Below are 15,865 nucleotides of genomic sequence, written 5' to 3'. Positions count from 1 at the left end.
CCGGGGCGCGATCAACGGCACCCACGGGGTGTGTTCGCAGGGCGGACGAGAGTTCACATTACGTACGGATCGACGTATGCTGGCCGCCATGATGGACAAAGTCATCGCCACAGCGGCCGAGGCCGTCGCCGACATCCCGGACGGCGCGACCATCGCGGTTGGCGGATTCGGCCTGGTCGGGGTGCCCGAGATCCTCATCGATGCGCTCCTGGAACAGGGTGCGACGGACCTCGAAACCGTGAGCAACAACTGCGGCACGGACGGCTTCGGGTTGGGCGTGCTGCTCGAGCAGCACCGCATCCGCCGCACGATCAGCTCGTACGTCGGGGACAACAAGGAGTTCGCGCGCCAGTACCTGTCCGGCGAGCTCGAGGTGGAGCTGACGCCGCAGGGCACGCTCGCCGAGCGGCTGCGCGCCGGCGGTGCGGGCATTCCCGCGTTCTTCACCCCGGCGGGCGTCGGCACGCAGGTCGCCGAGGGCGGGCTGCCGCGCCGCTACGACGGCTCGGGCGGCGTCGCCGTCGCCAGCCCGGTCAAGGAGACCCGCGTGTTCGACGGCACGACGTACGTCATGGAACGCGGCATCGTCGCCGACTTCGCGCTGGTGCACGCGTGGAAGGGCGATCGCCACGGCAACCTCGTCTTCCGCCGCAGCGCCCGCAACTTCAACCCGCCCGCCGCCGCGTCGGGCCGCATCACCATCGCGCAGGTCGAGCACCTCGTCGAGCCGGGCGAGCTGGACCCGGACCAGATCCACACGCCGGGCATCCACGTGCAGCGCGTCGTGCCGGTGGGCAAGGTCACTGTCGGAATCGAGAAGCGAACGGTGCGAGCATGACCGAGGTAGTCACCCAGAAGCTGACCCGCGAGCAGATGGCCGCGCGCGTCGCGCAGGAGCTGTCCGACGGGCAGTACGTCAACCTCGGTATCGGCATGCCGACCCTGGTGCCCAACTACATTCCCGAGGGTGTCACCGTCGTGTTGCACTCGGAGAACGGGGTGCTGGGCGTCGGGCCGTACCCCACCGAGGACGAGCTCGATCCCGAGCTGATCAATGCCGGCAAGGAGACCATCACCACGCTGCCCGGCGCGTCGTTCTTCGACTCGTCGCAGTCGTTCGGCATGATCCGGGGCGGCCAGGTCGACGTCGCCGTGCTCGGCGCGATGCAGGTCAGTGCCGGCGGTGATCTCGCCAACTGGATGATCCCCGGCCACATGGTCAAGGGCATGGGCGGCGCGATGGACCTCGTCCACGGCGCCAAGCGCGTCATCGTGATGATGGAGCACGTCTCGAAGAAGGGCGAGTCCAAGATCCTCGACGAGTGCACCCTGCCGCTCACCGGCAAGGGCTGTGTGCAGCGGATCATCACCGACATGGCGGTCCTGGACGTCACCGACGAGGGTCTGCGGCTGGTCGAGACCGCCCCCGGGGTCAGTGTCGACGAGGTCGTCGCCGCGACCGCGGCGAAGCTGCTGGTGTAGGCGGCTTCGCCGCCCGTGCGCCTTTTCGGTAGTTGCAGCTACCGAAAGTGCGCACGGGCGCGGAGCGCCAGATGATCGATCGTCTCCTTCTCGGCACCCTCCGGCAGGTCGTCGAGCGGGAACCAGCGCAGATCCTGAGACTCGTCGCTGATGGTGATCGGTACCTCCGACGCCGGCCCGGGCGCGGTGACGAGGAAACGCAGATCGAGGTGGCGGGTGGGCACGCCCAGTGAGCACGTGATCGGGTGCGTGTGCGCGGACAGCATTCGCGGCTCGATACGCAGCCCCTCGATGCCGGACTCCTCGCGCGCCTCGCGCAGGGCCGCGTCGACGACGGTGTCGTCCCCCTCCTCGCAGTGCCCGCCGAGCTGGATCCACCGGCCCACCCGCGGGTGGAGTGTCAACAGAACGTGCCGTCCGTCCTCGTCCAGGACGAGCGACGACGCGGTGATGTGCCCGGGTGCGTGCGAGCGCAGGCAGCCGTCGGGAGCGGAGTCGAGAAACGCGAGCATCGTGTGCCGCAACGACTCCGCATGATCGGAGTCGGTGTCCCAGTTCAGGAGAACCTCACGCGCGGACTCGCGCAGTGACCGTGCCGACATCTACATCTCCAGCAGTGCGTCGCCCGGCATTCGCGGCTCGCGCGGCGCCAGGGGTTCGGCGGGGTGCCCGACGGCGATCGCACCGAGTGGCCGCCAGTCGCCGGGCAGGTCCAGTTCGGCGCGCACGGTGTCGGCGGCGAAGATCGTCGACCCGATCCAGCAGCTGCCCAGACCGCGGGTCGCCAGCGCCACCAGCAGGCCCTGCACCGCGGCGCCGGCCGCGACCGTGAACATCGTCGACTCGGCGCGCGTGCGGCGCTCGTCCGGGTAGTCGTGCGCGCCGTCGGGCACACAGAACGGGATCACCACCTCGGGGGCGCGGAAGAGGATGTCCCCGCGCGCGACCCGACGCTCGATGCGCTCGGCGTCCATGCCGTCGGCCGCGAGATCGGCACGCCACCGGTCCTGCATCGCGGCCAGCAGCCGCGAGCGGACCTCGGGACTGCGCAGCCACACGAACCGCACCGGCCGGGTGTGGTGCGGCGCGGGCGCGGTGAGCGCCTCGGCGACGGCGCCGCGCACGGCGTCGGCGTCGACGGGCTCGTCGGTGAAGTCCCGCACCGACCGGCGCAACAGCAGTGCCTCGCGCCGACCCATCTCGATCGACTCTGCGGTGCCGAGCCAGAAGAGGTCCTCGGGTCCTCGGCGGATCAACTGGTCGGCGGCGGACCCGTCGTCACCCAGACCCAGTCCGCGGACGACCGCGACGGGGACGCCGCCGAGCTTGCCCTTGACGAGATCACCGGCCGCGGCGATCTCGTCGGCGACCGCGACCTCGGTGACGAACAGCTCGTTGCCCTGGCTGTCGACCGCACCGGCGTAGGCATGCAGGACGGGGATGCCCGAGGCCCCGATCGCGGCGTCGATCTGGCCGATCCGCCACGCGCGGCCCATCGTGTCGGTCACCACCACCGCGACGTCGACACCCAGCCGGGACGCGATGTCGGCGCGCAGCTTTCGAGCACTGCCGTCCGGATCCTCCGGCAGCAGAGCCAATTCCGCGCCGTCGACGTTCGAGCCGTCGATGCCCGACGCCGCCTGCACGATGCCGAGCTTGTTCTCGGTGATGAGCGTGCGTCCCTTGCGCGCCACCACGCGCACGGCCTCCTGGTCGACCAGTCGCCGCCGCGCCGCGTCGCGCTCGTCGGGGTCGGTGGGGGAGGTGACTATCCGGCCCTCGACCTTGGAGAACACCTTGCTGGTCACGACCAGCACGTCGCCGTTGTCGAGCCACGGCGCCGCGTCGGCGACGGCGGCCGCCAGATCGTCACCCGGCCGGAACTCGGGAAGGCCGGGGACGGGCAGGATCTCGATCGCCCGTCCGGCCCCGTGGTCGCGCACGGTCACAGCGCGACTCCGGCCACGTCGAAGGCCGCGCGGACCATCTCGGCGGTGGCCTCGGGATCGGTCATCAGCAGGGGGACGCTGCGGACCTCCACGCCGGGGACGTCGGCGGTGTCGGTGGAGTGGATCAGCCAGCCGTCGAGGATGCCGGTGGCCGATCGGGCCCCGTAGTGCCGGCCGATCGCCTCCGCCGACGTCTCGACTCCGATCACCTCGAGGCACTCGTCGGCCATGCCGCGCAACGGCTTTCCGCCGACGATGGGGGACAGGCCGACGATCTTCGCCGTGGTGGTGCGCAGCGCACCGCGAATACCCGGAACGGCCAGGATGGCGCCGATGCTGACCACCGGGTTCGACGGCGCCAGCAGCACGACGTCCGCGGACTCGATCGCCTCGAGCACACCGGGAGCCGGCTTCGCCTGCTCGGCGCCCACGTACGCGAAGCTGTGCGTAAGGATCTGGGCGCGGTAGCGAACCCACCACTCCTGGAAGTGAATCGCCTTCTGCCGCTCCCCGGCCGGATCCTCCGGGTCGGTCACGACCACGTGCGTCTCGCTGCGATCGTCGCTGACGGGCAGGAGCGAGACCCCCGGCTGCCACCGCTTGCACAGGGCTTCGGTGACGGCCGACAGCGGGTACCCCGCCCGCAGCATCTGGCTGCGGATCAGGTGGGTGGCGATGTCGCGGTCGCCCAGTCCGAACCAGTCCGGCTGGGCACCGTACGCCGCGAGTTCCTCTTTGGCATTCCAGGTTTCGCCCACGTGCCCCCATCCGCGCTCGGGGTCGATGCCGTCGCCGAGGGTGTACATGCAGGTGTCGAGGTCCGGGCAGATGCGCAGTCCGTGCATCCACACGTCGTCACCGACGTTCACGACGGCGGTGATCCGATGTTCGGTCCCGGCTGCCCCGGGCGCACCGGGTCCGCCGTCCTCCCCGGCGCTGCCGAGCAGACTTCGAACTCCTTGGAGGAAACGGGCCCCTCCGACGCCGCCAACCAATACAGTCACGTTCACGACTCGAAGCCTATGTCGTGGGGTCGAGCACGACTCGACGCCGTCTCACCGGCCGAGTTGTACCACGGCTGCGCGGACGGCGCGCGATAGTAAACGACTTTTCGGTTTCAGCTTGACCCGACACGCCAGGGCATGTCTAATCACATGCATGTCATTCCGAGTTCGAGGGGCCAGTTCACTCGGAATGGCCCTCGACTCGAACCGTCGTTCGGGCACTTGTCGGGATGATCGTCGGGGTGGGGTCAGCAGTACAGGATTCGAGAACGATCCATGTTTTCTGCGCTAGAGACAGGTGAGGAGGCGGAGCGATGCAATTCCGGCAGTACGAGTTCGACACTTCTCTGAGCGTGGTCGGTGACGAACCGCGAACCGATTCCGATGCCGGCGTGGCGGTGGGCATCGGCTTCGACGACTTCGAGCTCGGAGCGGTAGTTCCCCAGCTGAGTGTGATTCCGGGCTTCGACGAGATGTTCGACGGCGACGAGGATCAGTGGCAGGACCGCGCGCTGTGCGCGCAGACCGACCCCGAGGCCTTCTTCCCGGAGAAGGGCGGGTCCACCCGCGAGGCCAAGCGCATCTGCATGGGCTGCGAGGTCCGCGGCGAGTGCCTCGACTACGCGCTCGCGAACGACGAGCGGTTCGGCATCTGGGGTGGCCTGTCCGAGCGGGAACGCCGACGCCTCAAGCGCGGCATCATCTGACAGCGACCGTCTGACAGCGGACCATCTGCCGACGGACCATCTGACGGACCCCGTCCGACGACGGTGTCACCCGCGACGGCGACGACGATCAGTCGTCCTCGCCCGGCAGATCGGGATCGATCACCTCGGGCGCGACCCCGAGGTACGTCGCCACCTGCTCGACGAGTACGTCGTGCACCAGGTCCTCGAGGTCCTGCGGGTCCTTCGCACGCAGCTCGAGCGGTCGCCGGAACAACACGATCCGGGCCCGGGTAGCCGTGCCGTGCCGGTCGATGCCCGCCGGGATCAGCCGCGAGAGCGGCACCGGCCCGTCGGCCACCACCTCGGGCGGCCAGTTCACCGAGTCGGGATCGATCGCCCGAATGCGCGGGACGTCGTCGACCGCGATGTCGAGCTTGGTCAGCCGTTCGTGCCACTGCGCATCGATCGGCTCGAACGCCGCCAGCACCAGATGATCGAACTTCTCCGCGCGAGTCCGCGCCGCCGGCAGGTCCGGCGGGAACAGCGGACCCCGGATCCCGCGACCGCGCCGTGCCACCGAACGAGACGTGGGCGGACGGTGACGACGAGCTCTGGCCATGCCGAGACCTTACAGCGGCCCCGCGCCTCACCCGCCCCGCGCGCCACGCCTCGGCCACCCAGCCGCCGCCCGTGGCCGTGACCGTTCCGGCATCACCCTTACGGTGTGTCCGAGTAGGCCAACCGTGAACTTGGGGTTAGTCTCCTTGCTTGTGAGATCACTGCGTCGTTGCTGCCGGCCTGGGTGCAAGAACCCTGCTGTCGCCACCCTGACGTACGTCTACTCCGATTCCACCGCCGTCGTCGGCCCGCTGGCCACCGTTGCGGAACCTCATTCCTGGGACCTGTGCGAGACCCACGCGTCGCGCATCACCGCCCCGAAGGGCTGGGAGCTGGTCCGGTACGAGGGCGGTTTCTCGTCGAGCACGCCGGACGAGGACGATCTGACCGCGCTCGCCGAGGCCGTCCGCGAGGCGGGCCTGGGGGAGCGCCCGCGGACCGATTCCGCGACCGGCGAGTCCCGGCCGGCCACGACGCAGTCGGCTCCTCCCATCACCCGCACCGGCCGCCGCGGCCACCTGCGGGTCTTACCGGACCCCGCCAACTGACGGTCGTCGTCGACGTCCGCGGCGCGGCCACTCGTACCGCTACCACGGAAACCGACCGTTCGCTCGACAGGCGCATTCGGGGCACCCACCACTAGGCTCTGGGAACGACTCGGCCGAACGCTCGACGGTGAACCGAGTCGATCGCTCGTCGGGTAGCGCCCGCCGGGCGCTCGACGGTGTCGAACAGTGGGACGAACAACGTGTGTCGCATCAAACGAACAGCAGGAGAATCCAGGGTGGCTCGATCCGTCGAATCCGTGAATGCCGTGATCAAGGCTTACGACGTGCGTGGTGTCGTGGGCGAACAGATCGATGCCGACTTCGTCCGGGACGTGGGCGCCGCGTTCGCCCGCCTGGTGCGCGACGAGGGTTCCGCCGGTGACGCCGTCACCCGCGTCGCGATCGGTCACGACATGCGGGAGTCGTCGCCCGAGCTGTCGCGCGCGTTCGCCGAGGGTGTGATCGCGCAGGGCCTCGACGTCGTCCACATCGGACTCGCCTCGACCGATCAGCTGTACTTCGCGTCCGGCATCCTGGACTGCCCCGGCGCGATGTTCACGGCCAGCCACAACCCGGCCCGCTACAACGGCATCAAGCTGTGCCGTGCGGGGGCCAAGCCCGTCGGTCAGGACACCGGTTTGGCCACCATCGCGCGTGAGGTCGCCGAGGGCGTGCCCGCGTACGACGGTGCGGCCGGCTCCATCTCCGAGAACGACGTGCTCGAGCAGTACGCGAGCTTCGTGCGCGGCCTGGTGAACCTGTCGGACCTGCGGCCGCTGACGATCGCGGTCGACGCCGGCAACGGCATGGGTGGCCACACGGTGCCCGCGGTGTTCGCCCCGATGCCGGTCACGATCCTGCCGTTGTACTTCGAGCTGGACGGCTCGTTCCCCAACCACGAGGCGAACCCGCTGGACCCGGCCAACCTCGTCGATCTGCAGAACTTCGTCCGCGAGTCCGGCGCCGACATCGGCCTGGCGTTCGACGGCGACGCCGACCGCTGCTTCGTCGTGGACGAGAAGGGCGACCCGGTCTCGCCCTCGGCCGTGACCGCGCTCGTCGCCGATCGCGAACTCGCGAAGGAGCCGGGCGGCACCATCATCCACAACCTGATCACCTCGCGGTTCGTGCCCGAACTGGTCGAGAAGCTGGGCGGCACCGCGGTCCGCACGCGCGTCGGTCACTCGTTCATCAAGCAGCAGATGGCCGAGACCGGCGCGGTCTTCGGCGGCGAGCACTCCGCGCACTACTACTTCCGCGACTTCTGGGGCGCCGACTCCGGCATGCTCGCCGCGCTGCACGTCCTCGCCGCGCTCGGCGAGCAGGACCGACCGCTCTCGGAACTGATGCGGTCGTACGACGGCTACGCCGCCTCCGGAGAGATCAACTCCACCGTCGCCGACGCCGCCGAGCGCACGGCCGCCGTGGTGGAACTGTTCGCCGACCGAGCGGTCGGCGTGGACCGTCTCGACGGTGTCACGGTCGATCTCGCGGACGGTGCGTGGTTCAACCTGCGCGCCTCCAACACCGAACCGCTGCTGCGCCTGAACGTCGAGGCCCGCACGCCCGCCGAGGTCGACGCCCTGGTCACCGAGATCCTCGGAGCTGTCCGCGCCTAGGCCGCGAATTACTGGGATACTCGAGTCACCGGACCGGTCCGGGCCAGGAGTGGGAGAAAGGGAGGTGGGCCGCCATGACAGCTCCGTCGTCTCTGCTCGATCTCGATGACGTGGACGCGCTGCTCGCCGCCGACGTCGAGGGTTCGCTCCGGTTCGCCGCGCTCGGGGGCGCGCAGATCCGCGCGACCCAGGCCGCCGTCGACGAGGGTGAGCTCGCGCGACTGCACGGGCTCCAGCCCCGCAGCGTCGTACTGGTCACCGGCGTCGGTGCGGCCGCGCGCGCCGCGGACCTGCTGATCGCGACGGTCGGCGGGCGCATCGGCATCCCGCTCGTCGAGACCACCGTGACGCCGCTGTGGGTCGGCCCCCTGGACGTCGTCGTGGTCGCCGGTGACGATGCCGGGGACCCGCGGCTGGTCGAGTCCGTCGACCGGGCGCTGCGGCGCGGAGCCGAGGTCGTGGTGGCCGCCCCCGACGAGGGGCCGCTGCGGGCCGCGGGCGCCGGGCGGGCGCACGCCCTCCCGCCTCGTGTGACCGTCCCCGACCACAACGCGTTGCTGCGTTACCTCGCCGCCTTCCTGGCGGTCCTCGTGGCGATCGAGTCCGGCCGTGCCGGCGCCGCCGCATATCCCGATCTCGGCAGGCTCGCGGACGCCCTCGACGACGAGGCGCTGCGCGACCACCCTCGCAACGAGGTGTTCCACAACCCCGCCAAATCGCTGGCCGCCCGCATGCAGGGCCGCCGCGTGGTGCTCGCCGGCGCCACCCGGGCGACGACGCACCTCGCCCGCCACGCCGGCGACGTGCTGCTGCGCACGGGCGCCGCCGTCGCGGCCGCGGCGGACCTCGCGGAGGTGATCGCCGGAGTGCCCCGGTTCGCGGCCGCGACACCGCTGAGTGCCGACTACGACCCCTTCTTCCACGACGAGCAGCTCGACGGGCCCGCCCCCGGCATGCCGCTGCGGGTGTTCGTGCTCGCGTCCGACGCGGACCGGCCGCTCGCCGAGCGCCGGGCGGCCGTGCTGGCCGACGCCGACGTCGTCGTCGCGGCGTCCGTCCAGGCGGGTCCGCCAGGTCCCGCCGGCCCGGTCGATCCGGCGCAGCCGACCCCCGTCGGCGCCGTCGGAGAGATCGAACAGACAGCAGTTCTCGTCTGCCGCCTCGAAATGAGTGCGGCGTACCTACGTTTGATCGGTGGTAACTAGTGCGCCAACTCGAAGGTGCGCTCCGGTCCTACGCATGGGGATCACGGACCGCCCTCGCGGAGCTGTGCGGACGCCCGAGCCCCAGTGCGCATCCGGAAGCGGAGCTGTGGTTGGGGGCCCATCCCGGGGATCCCGCGCGTGTGATCGAGGGCGGCAGCAGCCGTTCGCTGCGTGACGTCGTCGCCGAGGCGCCCGTCGCCGAACTCGGCGACCGGTGCGTGGCCGCGTTCGGGGATCGGCTGCCGTTCCTGCTCAAGGTGCTGGCGGCCGAGGAGCCGTTGTCGCTGCAGGCCCACCCCAGTGCGGAGCAGGCGCTCGAGGGCTTCGCCCGGGAGGAGGCGTCGGGGTTGCCCGTCGACTCGCCGGAGCGGAACTACCGCGACGCCAGCCACAAACCCGAGCTGGTCGTCGCGCTCACCCGGTTCGAGGCACTGGCCGGCTTCCGCGATCCGCACCGAACGGTCCGTCTGCTCGCGGCGCTGAACGTCCCGGAGCTCGCGCCGTACGTCGGACTGCTTGCCGGACAGCCCGATTCCGGGGGCCTGCGGGCAGTGTTCACCACCTGGATCACGCTGCCGTCACCGGCGTTGGCGACCCTGCTCCCCGCGGTCCTCGACGGCTGCGTGGCCTATCTCGCGAACCCGGACGCGGGCGAGCGCGAGTTCGTGCCCGAGGTCCGGACGGCGCTCGAGCTCAGTGAGGGGTACCCGGGCGACGCCGGGGTGCTGGCCTCGTTGCTGCTCAACCGAATCACGTTGGAGCCCGGCGAGGGCCTGTTCCTGGCGGCCGGCAACCTGCACGCCTACCTGCACGGCACCGCCGTGGAGATCATGGCCAACTCCGACAACGTGCTGCGCGGCGGACTCACCCCCAAACACGTCGACGTGCCGGAGCTGTTGCGGGTGCTGGACTTCGAATCGGTCGACGTGCCGGTGCTGACCGCGGCCCCCACCGCCTGCGTCGGTGAGGCCGCGTACCGGACGCCGGCGCCCGAGTTCCGCCTCTCCCGCATCGATCTCGACGCCTCCGGCGCGGGGGCCGGCGCCGCGACGACCTTCGAGCCGGACGGACCGCAGATCCTGCTGTGCACCTCGGGCGCTGCGAAGGTCGGGTGCGGTTCGCAGTCGCTGATGCTCGAGTGCGGCGGCTCCGCCTGGATCTCGGCTTCCGACAGTGAGGTGCACATCCAGGCGTACGCCGAGGACACCCGGATCTTCCGGGCCGGGGTGGGGGTCGTCCACGACTGACGGCGCCATCGGCCGCGTGAAACCGCGGCCGCGGACCTCACCGGCTCGGCCGGCGGGGGGACGGAGGTTCGGCGTGTCCCCGAACCGTGCTCACGGTTCGCTCCCGGAATAGGCTCTTCACATTTCCACCTCTCCGAGGAGCAATTCATGGCGACATCCGACCGGAAAGCCGCGGGTGCCTGGACCCGATCAGGGCTGTTTCGCACCAAGTCGATCGAGCAGTCGATCCGCGAGACCGACGAACCCGAAACCAAGCTCCGCAAGGATCTGACGTCGTGGGACCTGACCGTCTTCGGTGTCGCGGTCGTGATCGGCGCGGGCATCTTCACGCTCACCGCGCGCACCGCCGGCAACGTCGCCGGTCCGTCGGTGTCGCTGGCCTTCGTGTTCGCGGCGGTCGCATGCGCGCTGGCGGCGCTCTGCTACGCCGAGTTCGCGTCCACGGTGCCGGTCGCCGGCAGCGCGTACACGTTCTCCTACGCCACGTTCGGTGAGTTCGTCGCGTGGATCATCGGCTGGGACCTCATCCTCGAGTTCGCGCTCGCCGCGTCGGTGGTGGCGAAGGGCTGGTCGCTGTACCTCGGCGAGGTGCTGGGCAGTACCCATCCTGTCTTCCACATCGGTTCGCGTGAGGTGGACTGGGGCGCGGTGCTGATCGTCGCGGTCATCACCGCGCTGCTGGCCACCGGCACCAAGCTGTCGTCGCGCGTCTCCGCCGTGATCACGGCGATCAAGGTCGCCGTGGTCCTGTTCGTGGTGATCGTCGGCGCCTTCTTCATCAAGGGCTCCAACTACTCGCCGTACATCCCGCCGTCGGAGTCGGGATCCACCGGCGAGGGCATCCACCAGTCCCTGTTCTCGTACCTCACCGGCGCCGGCGGCAGCAACTTCGGCTGGTACGGCCTGCTCGCGGCCGCCAGCCTGGTGTTCTTCGCGTTCATCGGCTTCGACGTCGTGGCCACCACCGCAGAGGAGACGAAGAACCCGCAGAAGGCCCTGCCCCGCGGCATCCTCGCGTCGCTCGCGATCGTCACGGTGTTGTACGTGGCGGTCTCGCTCGTCCTCACCGGAATGGTGAACTACACCGAGCTGGCGGGTGACGATTCGACACTCGCGACCGCGTTCGCGATCAACGGCATGGACTGGGCCAAGAACCTCATCTCGTTCGGCGCACTCGCCGGTCTCACCACCGTCGTCATGGTGCTCATGCTGGGGCAGACTCGCGTGCTCTTCGCGATGGCGCGGGACGGGCTGATGCCGCGTGCGCTCGCGCCCACCGGTAAGCGCGGAACCCCTGTCCGGATCACGCTCCTGGTCGGCGGCGTGGTCGCCGTCCTCGCCGCGTTCTTCCCGATCGGCACCCTCGAGGAAATGGTCAACATCGGCACGCTGTTCGCGTTCGTGCTGGTCTCGATCGGCGTCGTGGTCCTGCGCCGGATGCGCCCGGATCTCGAGCGTGGCTTCCGGGTGCCGCTGGTGCCGCTGGTGCCGATCCTCGCGGTCCTGGCGTGTCTGTGGCTGATGCTCAACCTGTCGGTGGAGACGTGGATTCGGTTCATCGTGTGGATGGCGATCGGTGTCGTCGTCTACTTCGCGTACAGCCGCCGGCACTCGATGCTGACCGTGCGGGCACGGGAGGCCGCGGGCCGCGGCGACTCGCAGGCCGCCGACACCGGATCTTGACGGCCCGCCCGGGCTCTCGCGTCGAGAGGGTACTGCCCGTCCGCGGAGCGCCCCGGCACCCGATAGCCTGGTCTCATTCCAGACATCGAACAGGAGAGGCAGTATGACGACCTCGGTTTCATCGGATCCGGTGGCAGAGCACCGCAACGGCATCGACTTCAAGGTGGCGGACTTGTCCCTTGCGGAATTCGGCCGCAAGGAGATCCGTCTCGCCGAGCACGAGATGCCCGGTCTGATGGAGCTGCGCCGCGAGTACGCGGACGCGCTGCCCCTGAAGGGCGCTCGCATCTCCGGCTCGCTCCACATGACCATCCAGACGGCGGTGCTGATCGAGACGCTCGTCGCGCTCGGCGCGCAGGTGCGCTGGGCGTCGTGCAACATCTTCTCGACGCAGGACCACGCGGCCGCGGCCGTGGTCGTCGGTCCGCACGGCACGCCGGAGGAGCCCAAAGGTGTCCCCGTCTTCGCGTGGAAGGGCGAGACGCTCGAGGAGTACTGGTGGGCGGCCGAGCAGATGCTCACGTGGCCCGGCACGACGGCCAACATGATCCTCGACGACGGCGGTGACGCCACGATGCTGGTGCTGCGCGGCGCGCAGTACGAGAAGGCCGGCGTCGTTCCGCCCACCGACGACGAGAACGACTCGGACGAGTACAAGGTGTTCCTGGCGCTGCTGCGCAAGTCGCTCGAGGCCGACGGCGGCAAGTGGACCGCCGTCGCGGAGTCCGTCAAGGGCGTGACCGAGGAGACCACCACGGGCGTGCTGCGCCTGTACCAGTTCGCCGCCGCCGGCGAGCTGGCGTTCCCGGCGATCAACGTCAACGACTCGGTCACCAAGAGCAAGTTCGACAACAAGTACGGCACCCGCCACTCGCTGCTCGACGGCATCAACCGCGGCACCGACGTGCTCATCGGCGGCAAGGCGGCGCTGGTGTGCGGCTACGGTGACGTCGGCAAGGGCTGTGCCGAGGCGCTGCGTGGCCAGGGCGCCCGCGTCACGGTCACCGAGATCGATCCGATCAATGCGCTGCAGGCGATGATGGACGGCTTCGACGTCAAGACCGTCGAGGAGTTCATCGGCGAGGCCGACATCGTCATCACGGCCACCGGCAACAAGGACATCATCTCCTTCGAGCACATGAAGCAGATGAAGCACCAGGCGATCCTGGGCAACATCGGCCACTTCGACAACGAGATCGACATGGCCGGCCTCGAGCGGGCCGGTGACGTCACGCGGGTCAACATCAAGCCGCAGGTCGACGAGTTCACCTTCGCCGACGGCCACTCGATCATCGTGCTGTCCGAGGGTCGTCTGCTGAACCTCGGCAACGCCACCGGTCATCCGTCGTTCGTGATGTCCAACTCGTTCGCGAACCAGACGATCGCGCAGATCGAGCTGTGGACCAAGCCGGACGAGTACGACAACGAGGTGTACCGCCTGCCCAAGCACCTCGACGAGAAGGTCGCCAAGATCCACGTCGAGGCGCTCGGTGGCTCCATCACCAAGCTCACCAAGGACCAGGCCGAGTACATCGGTGTCGACGTCGAGGGCCCGTACAAGCCCGAGCATTACCGCTACTGAGGCACCGCCGCCTGTAGCAATCGGCTCGCCGTGGCCGGGGACGGAACCACCGTCCCCGGCCACGGCCGTATCCGGCCGCGGTCGCGGGGACCGCAGTACGCTCTTCGTGTATGACGGCGATCACAGCGACCGGGGAACGCCTGCTCTTTCGCGACGTCCGGGTGTTCGACGGGCAGTCCGGGACGCTCGCGCACGGCGACGTGCTCATCGACGGAGACCGCATCCTCGCGGTCTCGGAATCGCCCATCGGCGACGAGCCGGGGCGGGAGACCACGGTCGTCGACGGCGGCGGACGGGTACTGATGCCGGGCATGAGCGACGCCCACGTCCACCTGGTGGGTAACGCGAATTCGTACCTGGATCTGCTGACCGGTTCGCAGGCGCACATCGCGCTCAACGGTGTCGCCGAGGCCCGCGACATGCTGCTGCGCGGCTTCACCGCCGTGCGGGACATGGCCGGCGACACCGCGAGCATCAAGTCCGCCGTCGACCGTGGACTGTTCCCGGGCCCGCGGATCTATCCGAGTCAGGCCGCGATCTCCCAGACCAGCGGGCACGGCGACTTCGGATTCGTGTACGAGACGCCGACCGAACTGGGTGGGGCCGAGAGCCGGGCGGAGACCATCGGGTTCATGCGGGTGGCGAACGGTGAACCGCAGGTCCTCGCGGCGGTCCGCGAACAACTCAAGCGGGGCGCGTCGCAGATCAAACTGATGGTCGGGGGCGGGGCGGCGTCGGTGTACGACCCGCTGTACACGGTCCAGTTCACGCCGCAGGAGCTGCGGGCGGCGGTCGACGCGGCCACCGACTACGGCACGTACGTGGCGACGCACGTGTACAACGTCGCGGGGATCCGCCGGGCCGTGGACGCGGGCGTCCGCTCGATCGAGCACGGTCATCTCGCGGACGAGGCGACGGTCGCCCTCCTGGCCGAGCGCGAGGTGTGGCTGTCGATGCAGCCGTTCGCGGAGGACGACCACCACTACCCGGACCCCGGCCGCGCCGACAAGAATCGGCGGATCTGCGGCGGCGTCGAGCAGGTGTACCGCTGGGCCCGCGCGCACGGCGTCGACGTCGCGTTCGGCACGGACCTGCTGCTCGAGCCGCAGTCCGCGAGCCGGCAGAGCGAGATGGTCGCGCGCCTCGCCGACCACTACAGCAACCTCGACGCGTTGCGGATGGTGACGTCGGGCAATGCCCGCCTCTTCCGGCTCGCGGGCGAGCGTGACCCGTACCGGGAGGCACCGTTCGGGGTGGTGGCGCCTGGTGCGTGGGCGGACGTGCTGCTGGTCGACGGCAACCCGGTCGAGGACCTGTCGCTGCTCGCCGATCCCGGCAAGCATCTCGTGGTCGTCGTCAAGGGCGGGGTGATCGTCAAGAACGCGCTGTGACGACCCTGCTGCGACCGCTCGCGTCGCCCCCGGACGGGCACCGATAGGCTCGACGCTCGTGGGAACTCTGATCGCCCTGGAGGGGCTCGACGGCGCGGGCAAGCGCACTCTCGTCGGCAAGGTCGTCGCGAGTCTCGAACGCCGGGGCCTGCGCGTGGCGACGCTCGATTTCCCGCGCTACGGCGTCTCCGTGCACGCGGATCTGGCGTCGGAGGCGCTCAAGGGGTCGCACGGTGACCTCAGCGAGTCGGTGCACGCCATGGCGGTGCTGTTCGCGCTCGATCGAGCCGGCGCGGCCGACACGCTGCGCGCCCTGGTGGCCGGTCACGACGTGGTGATCCTGGACCGCTACGTCGCCTCCAACGCCGCCTACGGTGCGGCGCGGCTGCACCAACACGTCGACGGCGAATTCGTCGCATGGATCGCGGATCTCGAGTTCGGGCGGCTCGGCCTGCCGCGTCCGGACGTGCAGCTGTACCTCGACGTGCCGGTCGCGCTCGCCGAGGAGCGGGCCCGACGACGCGAGGCGCAGGACAGTTCCCGCGCGCTGGACGCCTACGAGAAGGACAGTGGGCTGCAGGCCCGGACCGGCCACGTCTACCGCGAGCTCGCGGCCGCCGACTGGAATTCGCCGTGGTGGACGGTCGCGCCGGATACCGATCCGGGCATTCTCGCCGATAAACTGGCACTCTTGCAGCAACGGGAAGGGACGTCGCAGAAACGATGAGCGGCTCGCCGCAGAAACGATGAGCGGCTCGCCGCAGAAACGATGCGCGGCCCGCCGCGGGAACACTGCGCGGCCCGCCGCGGAAACATTGCGGCGCGCCGCAGGAGCGAACGCTCCTTTCCACATTTCGCAGCCTCGAAGA

General features: G+C 69.8%; 15 protein-coding genes. 11 read left to right on the top strand and 4 right to left on the bottom strand.

The window, feature by feature from the left end; genetic code table 11:
• The first annotated feature begins 91 nt into the window (after nt 1-91).
• Both E7742_RS12815 and E7742_RS12810 read left to right on the top strand, forming a co-directional pair.
• Complete coding sequence (locus E7742_RS12815) at nt 92-838, top strand: CoA transferase subunit A (protein WP_137801194.1); 747 nt, start codon at nt 92-94, stop codon at nt 836-838.
• Nucleotides 835-1,482 (top strand): CoA transferase subunit B, encoded by a 648-nt coding sequence (locus E7742_RS12810; RefSeq protein ID WP_137799288.1) that lies wholly within the window; start codon nt 835-837, stop codon nt 1,480-1,482. The genes E7742_RS12815 and E7742_RS12810 overlap by 4 nt, the downstream gene beginning before the upstream one ends.
• Nucleotides 1,483-1,520: 38 nt before the next feature.
• Here the strand turns inward: E7742_RS12810 and E7742_RS12805 are convergent, their stop codons facing one another.
• Genes E7742_RS12805 through cofD form a run of 3 tightly spaced genes read right to left on the bottom strand, consistent with a single transcriptional unit; the run spans nt 1,521 to nt 4,441 of the window.
• Nucleotides 1,521-2,084, bottom strand: coding sequence for an NUDIX hydrolase (locus E7742_RS12805; RefSeq protein ID WP_137799287.1), 564 nt, complete (start codon nt 2,082-2,084; stop codon nt 1,521-1,523).
• Nucleotides 2,085-3,431, bottom strand: a complete 1,347-nt coding sequence (locus E7742_RS12800; protein ID WP_137799286.1) for a coenzyme F420-0:L-glutamate ligase — start codon at nt 3,429-3,431, stop codon at nt 2,085-2,087. It abuts the gene before it with no gap.
• A complete protein-coding gene (gene cofD / locus E7742_RS12795; RefSeq protein WP_137799285.1) occupies nt 3,428-4,441 on the bottom strand; it encodes a 2-phospho-L-lactate transferase in 1,014 nt (337 codons plus the stop codon). Before cofD ends, E7742_RS12800 begins: the two co-directional genes overlap by 4 nt.
• 467 nt (nt 4,442-4,908) lie before the next feature.
• Between cofD and E7742_RS23235 the strand changes: the two genes are divergently transcribed.
• Nucleotides 4,909-5,142, top strand: a complete 234-nt coding sequence (locus E7742_RS23235) for a WhiB family transcriptional regulator (RefSeq protein WP_175420615.1) — start codon at nt 4,909-4,911, stop codon at nt 5,140-5,142.
• 88 nt (nt 5,143-5,230) lie between these two features.
• On the opposite strand, the gene E7742_RS12785 is transcribed toward E7742_RS23235, so the two are convergent.
• Nucleotides 5,231-5,722 (bottom strand): metallopeptidase family protein, encoded by a 492-nt coding sequence (locus E7742_RS12785; protein ID WP_137799283.1) that lies wholly within the window; start codon nt 5,720-5,722, stop codon nt 5,231-5,233.
• 151 nt (nt 5,723-5,873) lie between these two features.
• Between E7742_RS12785 and E7742_RS12780 the strand changes: the two genes are divergently transcribed.
• The 8 genes from E7742_RS12780 (at nt 5,874) to E7742_RS12745 (ending at nt 15,723) form a co-directional block, all read left to right on the top strand.
• The gene (locus E7742_RS12780; RefSeq protein ID WP_137799282.1) at nt 5,874-6,269 is read left to right on the top strand and encodes a DUF3499 domain-containing protein; all 396 of its coding nucleotides are present in this window, start codon (nt 5,874-5,876) and stop codon (nt 6,267-6,269) included.
• Between the two features lie 236 nt (nt 6,270-6,505).
• Entirely contained in the window at nt 6,506-7,888 is a 1,383-nt protein-coding gene (locus tag E7742_RS12775) for a phosphomannomutase/phosphoglucomutase (protein ID WP_137799281.1), read from the top strand.
• 74 nt (nt 7,889-7,962) lie between these two features.
• Entirely contained in the window at nt 7,963-9,093 is a 1,131-nt protein-coding gene (locus tag E7742_RS12770) for a tobH protein (RefSeq protein ID WP_137799280.1), read from the top strand.
• Nucleotides 9,093-10,340, top strand: coding sequence for a mannose-6-phosphate isomerase, class I (gene manA, locus E7742_RS12765; RefSeq protein ID WP_137799279.1), 1,248 nt, complete (start codon nt 9,093-9,095; stop codon nt 10,338-10,340). Before E7742_RS12770 ends, manA begins: the two co-directional genes overlap by 1 nt.
• Before the next feature lie 147 nt (nt 10,341-10,487).
• Nucleotides 10,488-12,023, top strand: a complete 1,536-nt coding sequence (locus E7742_RS12760) for an amino acid permease (protein WP_137799278.1) — start codon at nt 10,488-10,490, stop codon at nt 12,021-12,023.
• Nucleotides 12,024-12,126: 103 nt separating this feature from the next.
• Nucleotides 12,127-13,605 carry an adenosylhomocysteinase gene (ahcY, locus tag E7742_RS12755; RefSeq protein WP_137799277.1) on the top strand — a complete coding sequence of 493 codons (1,479 nt, stop codon included), beginning with the start codon at nt 12,127-12,129 and terminating at the stop codon, nt 13,603-13,605.
• A 110-nt stretch (nt 13,606-13,715) separates the two neighbouring features.
• A complete protein-coding gene (locus E7742_RS12750; protein ID WP_137799276.1) occupies nt 13,716-14,996 on the top strand; it encodes a metal-dependent hydrolase family protein in 1,281 nt (426 codons plus the stop codon).
• Nucleotides 14,997-15,054: 58 nt separating this feature from the next.
• Complete coding sequence (locus E7742_RS12745; RefSeq protein ID WP_137799275.1) at nt 15,055-15,723, top strand: dTMP kinase; 669 nt, start codon at nt 15,055-15,057, stop codon at nt 15,721-15,723.
• The last annotated feature ends 142 nt before the right edge of the window (nt 15,724-15,865 follow it).

Origin of the sequence: Rhodococcus sp. SGAir0479, from assembly GCF_005484805.1 — a bacterium.
GTDB lineage: Bacteria > Actinomycetota > Actinomycetes > Mycobacteriales > Mycobacteriaceae > Prescottella.
The sequence above is the reverse complement of the archived record's forward strand: the minus strand, read 5'-3'. Positions and strand labels throughout refer to the sequence as shown.

What these genes read in the sequence shown, in the direction of transcription:
- E7742_RS12815 (WP_137801194.1), top strand. Translation starts at nt 92, where the DNA reads ATGGACAAAGTCATCGCCACAGCGGCCGAGGCCGTCGCCGACATCCCG.
- E7742_RS12810 (WP_137799288.1), top strand. Translation starts at nt 835, where the DNA reads ATGACCGAGGTAGTCACCCAGAAGCTGACCCGCGAGCAGATGGCCGCG.
- E7742_RS12805 (WP_137799287.1), bottom strand. Translation starts at nt 2,084, where the DNA reads ATGTCGGCACGGTCACTGCGCGAGTCCGCGCGTGAGGTTCTCCTGAAC.
- E7742_RS23235 (WP_175420615.1), top strand. Translation starts at nt 4,909, where the DNA reads ATGTTCGACGGCGACGAGGATCAGTGGCAGGACCGCGCGCTGTGCGCG.
- E7742_RS12785 (WP_137799283.1), bottom strand. Translation starts at nt 5,722, where the DNA reads ATGGCCAGAGCTCGTCGTCACCGTCCGCCCACGTCTCGTTCGGTGGCA.
- E7742_RS12770 (WP_137799280.1), top strand. Translation starts at nt 7,963, where the DNA reads ATGACAGCTCCGTCGTCTCTGCTCGATCTCGATGACGTGGACGCGCTG.
- E7742_RS12760 (WP_137799278.1), top strand. Translation starts at nt 10,488, where the DNA reads ATGGCGACATCCGACCGGAAAGCCGCGGGTGCCTGGACCCGATCAGGG.
- ahcY (WP_137799277.1), top strand. Translation starts at nt 12,127, where the DNA reads ATGACGACCTCGGTTTCATCGGATCCGGTGGCAGAGCACCGCAACGGC.
- E7742_RS12750 (WP_137799276.1), top strand. Translation starts at nt 13,716, where the DNA reads ATGACGGCGATCACAGCGACCGGGGAACGCCTGCTCTTTCGCGACGTC.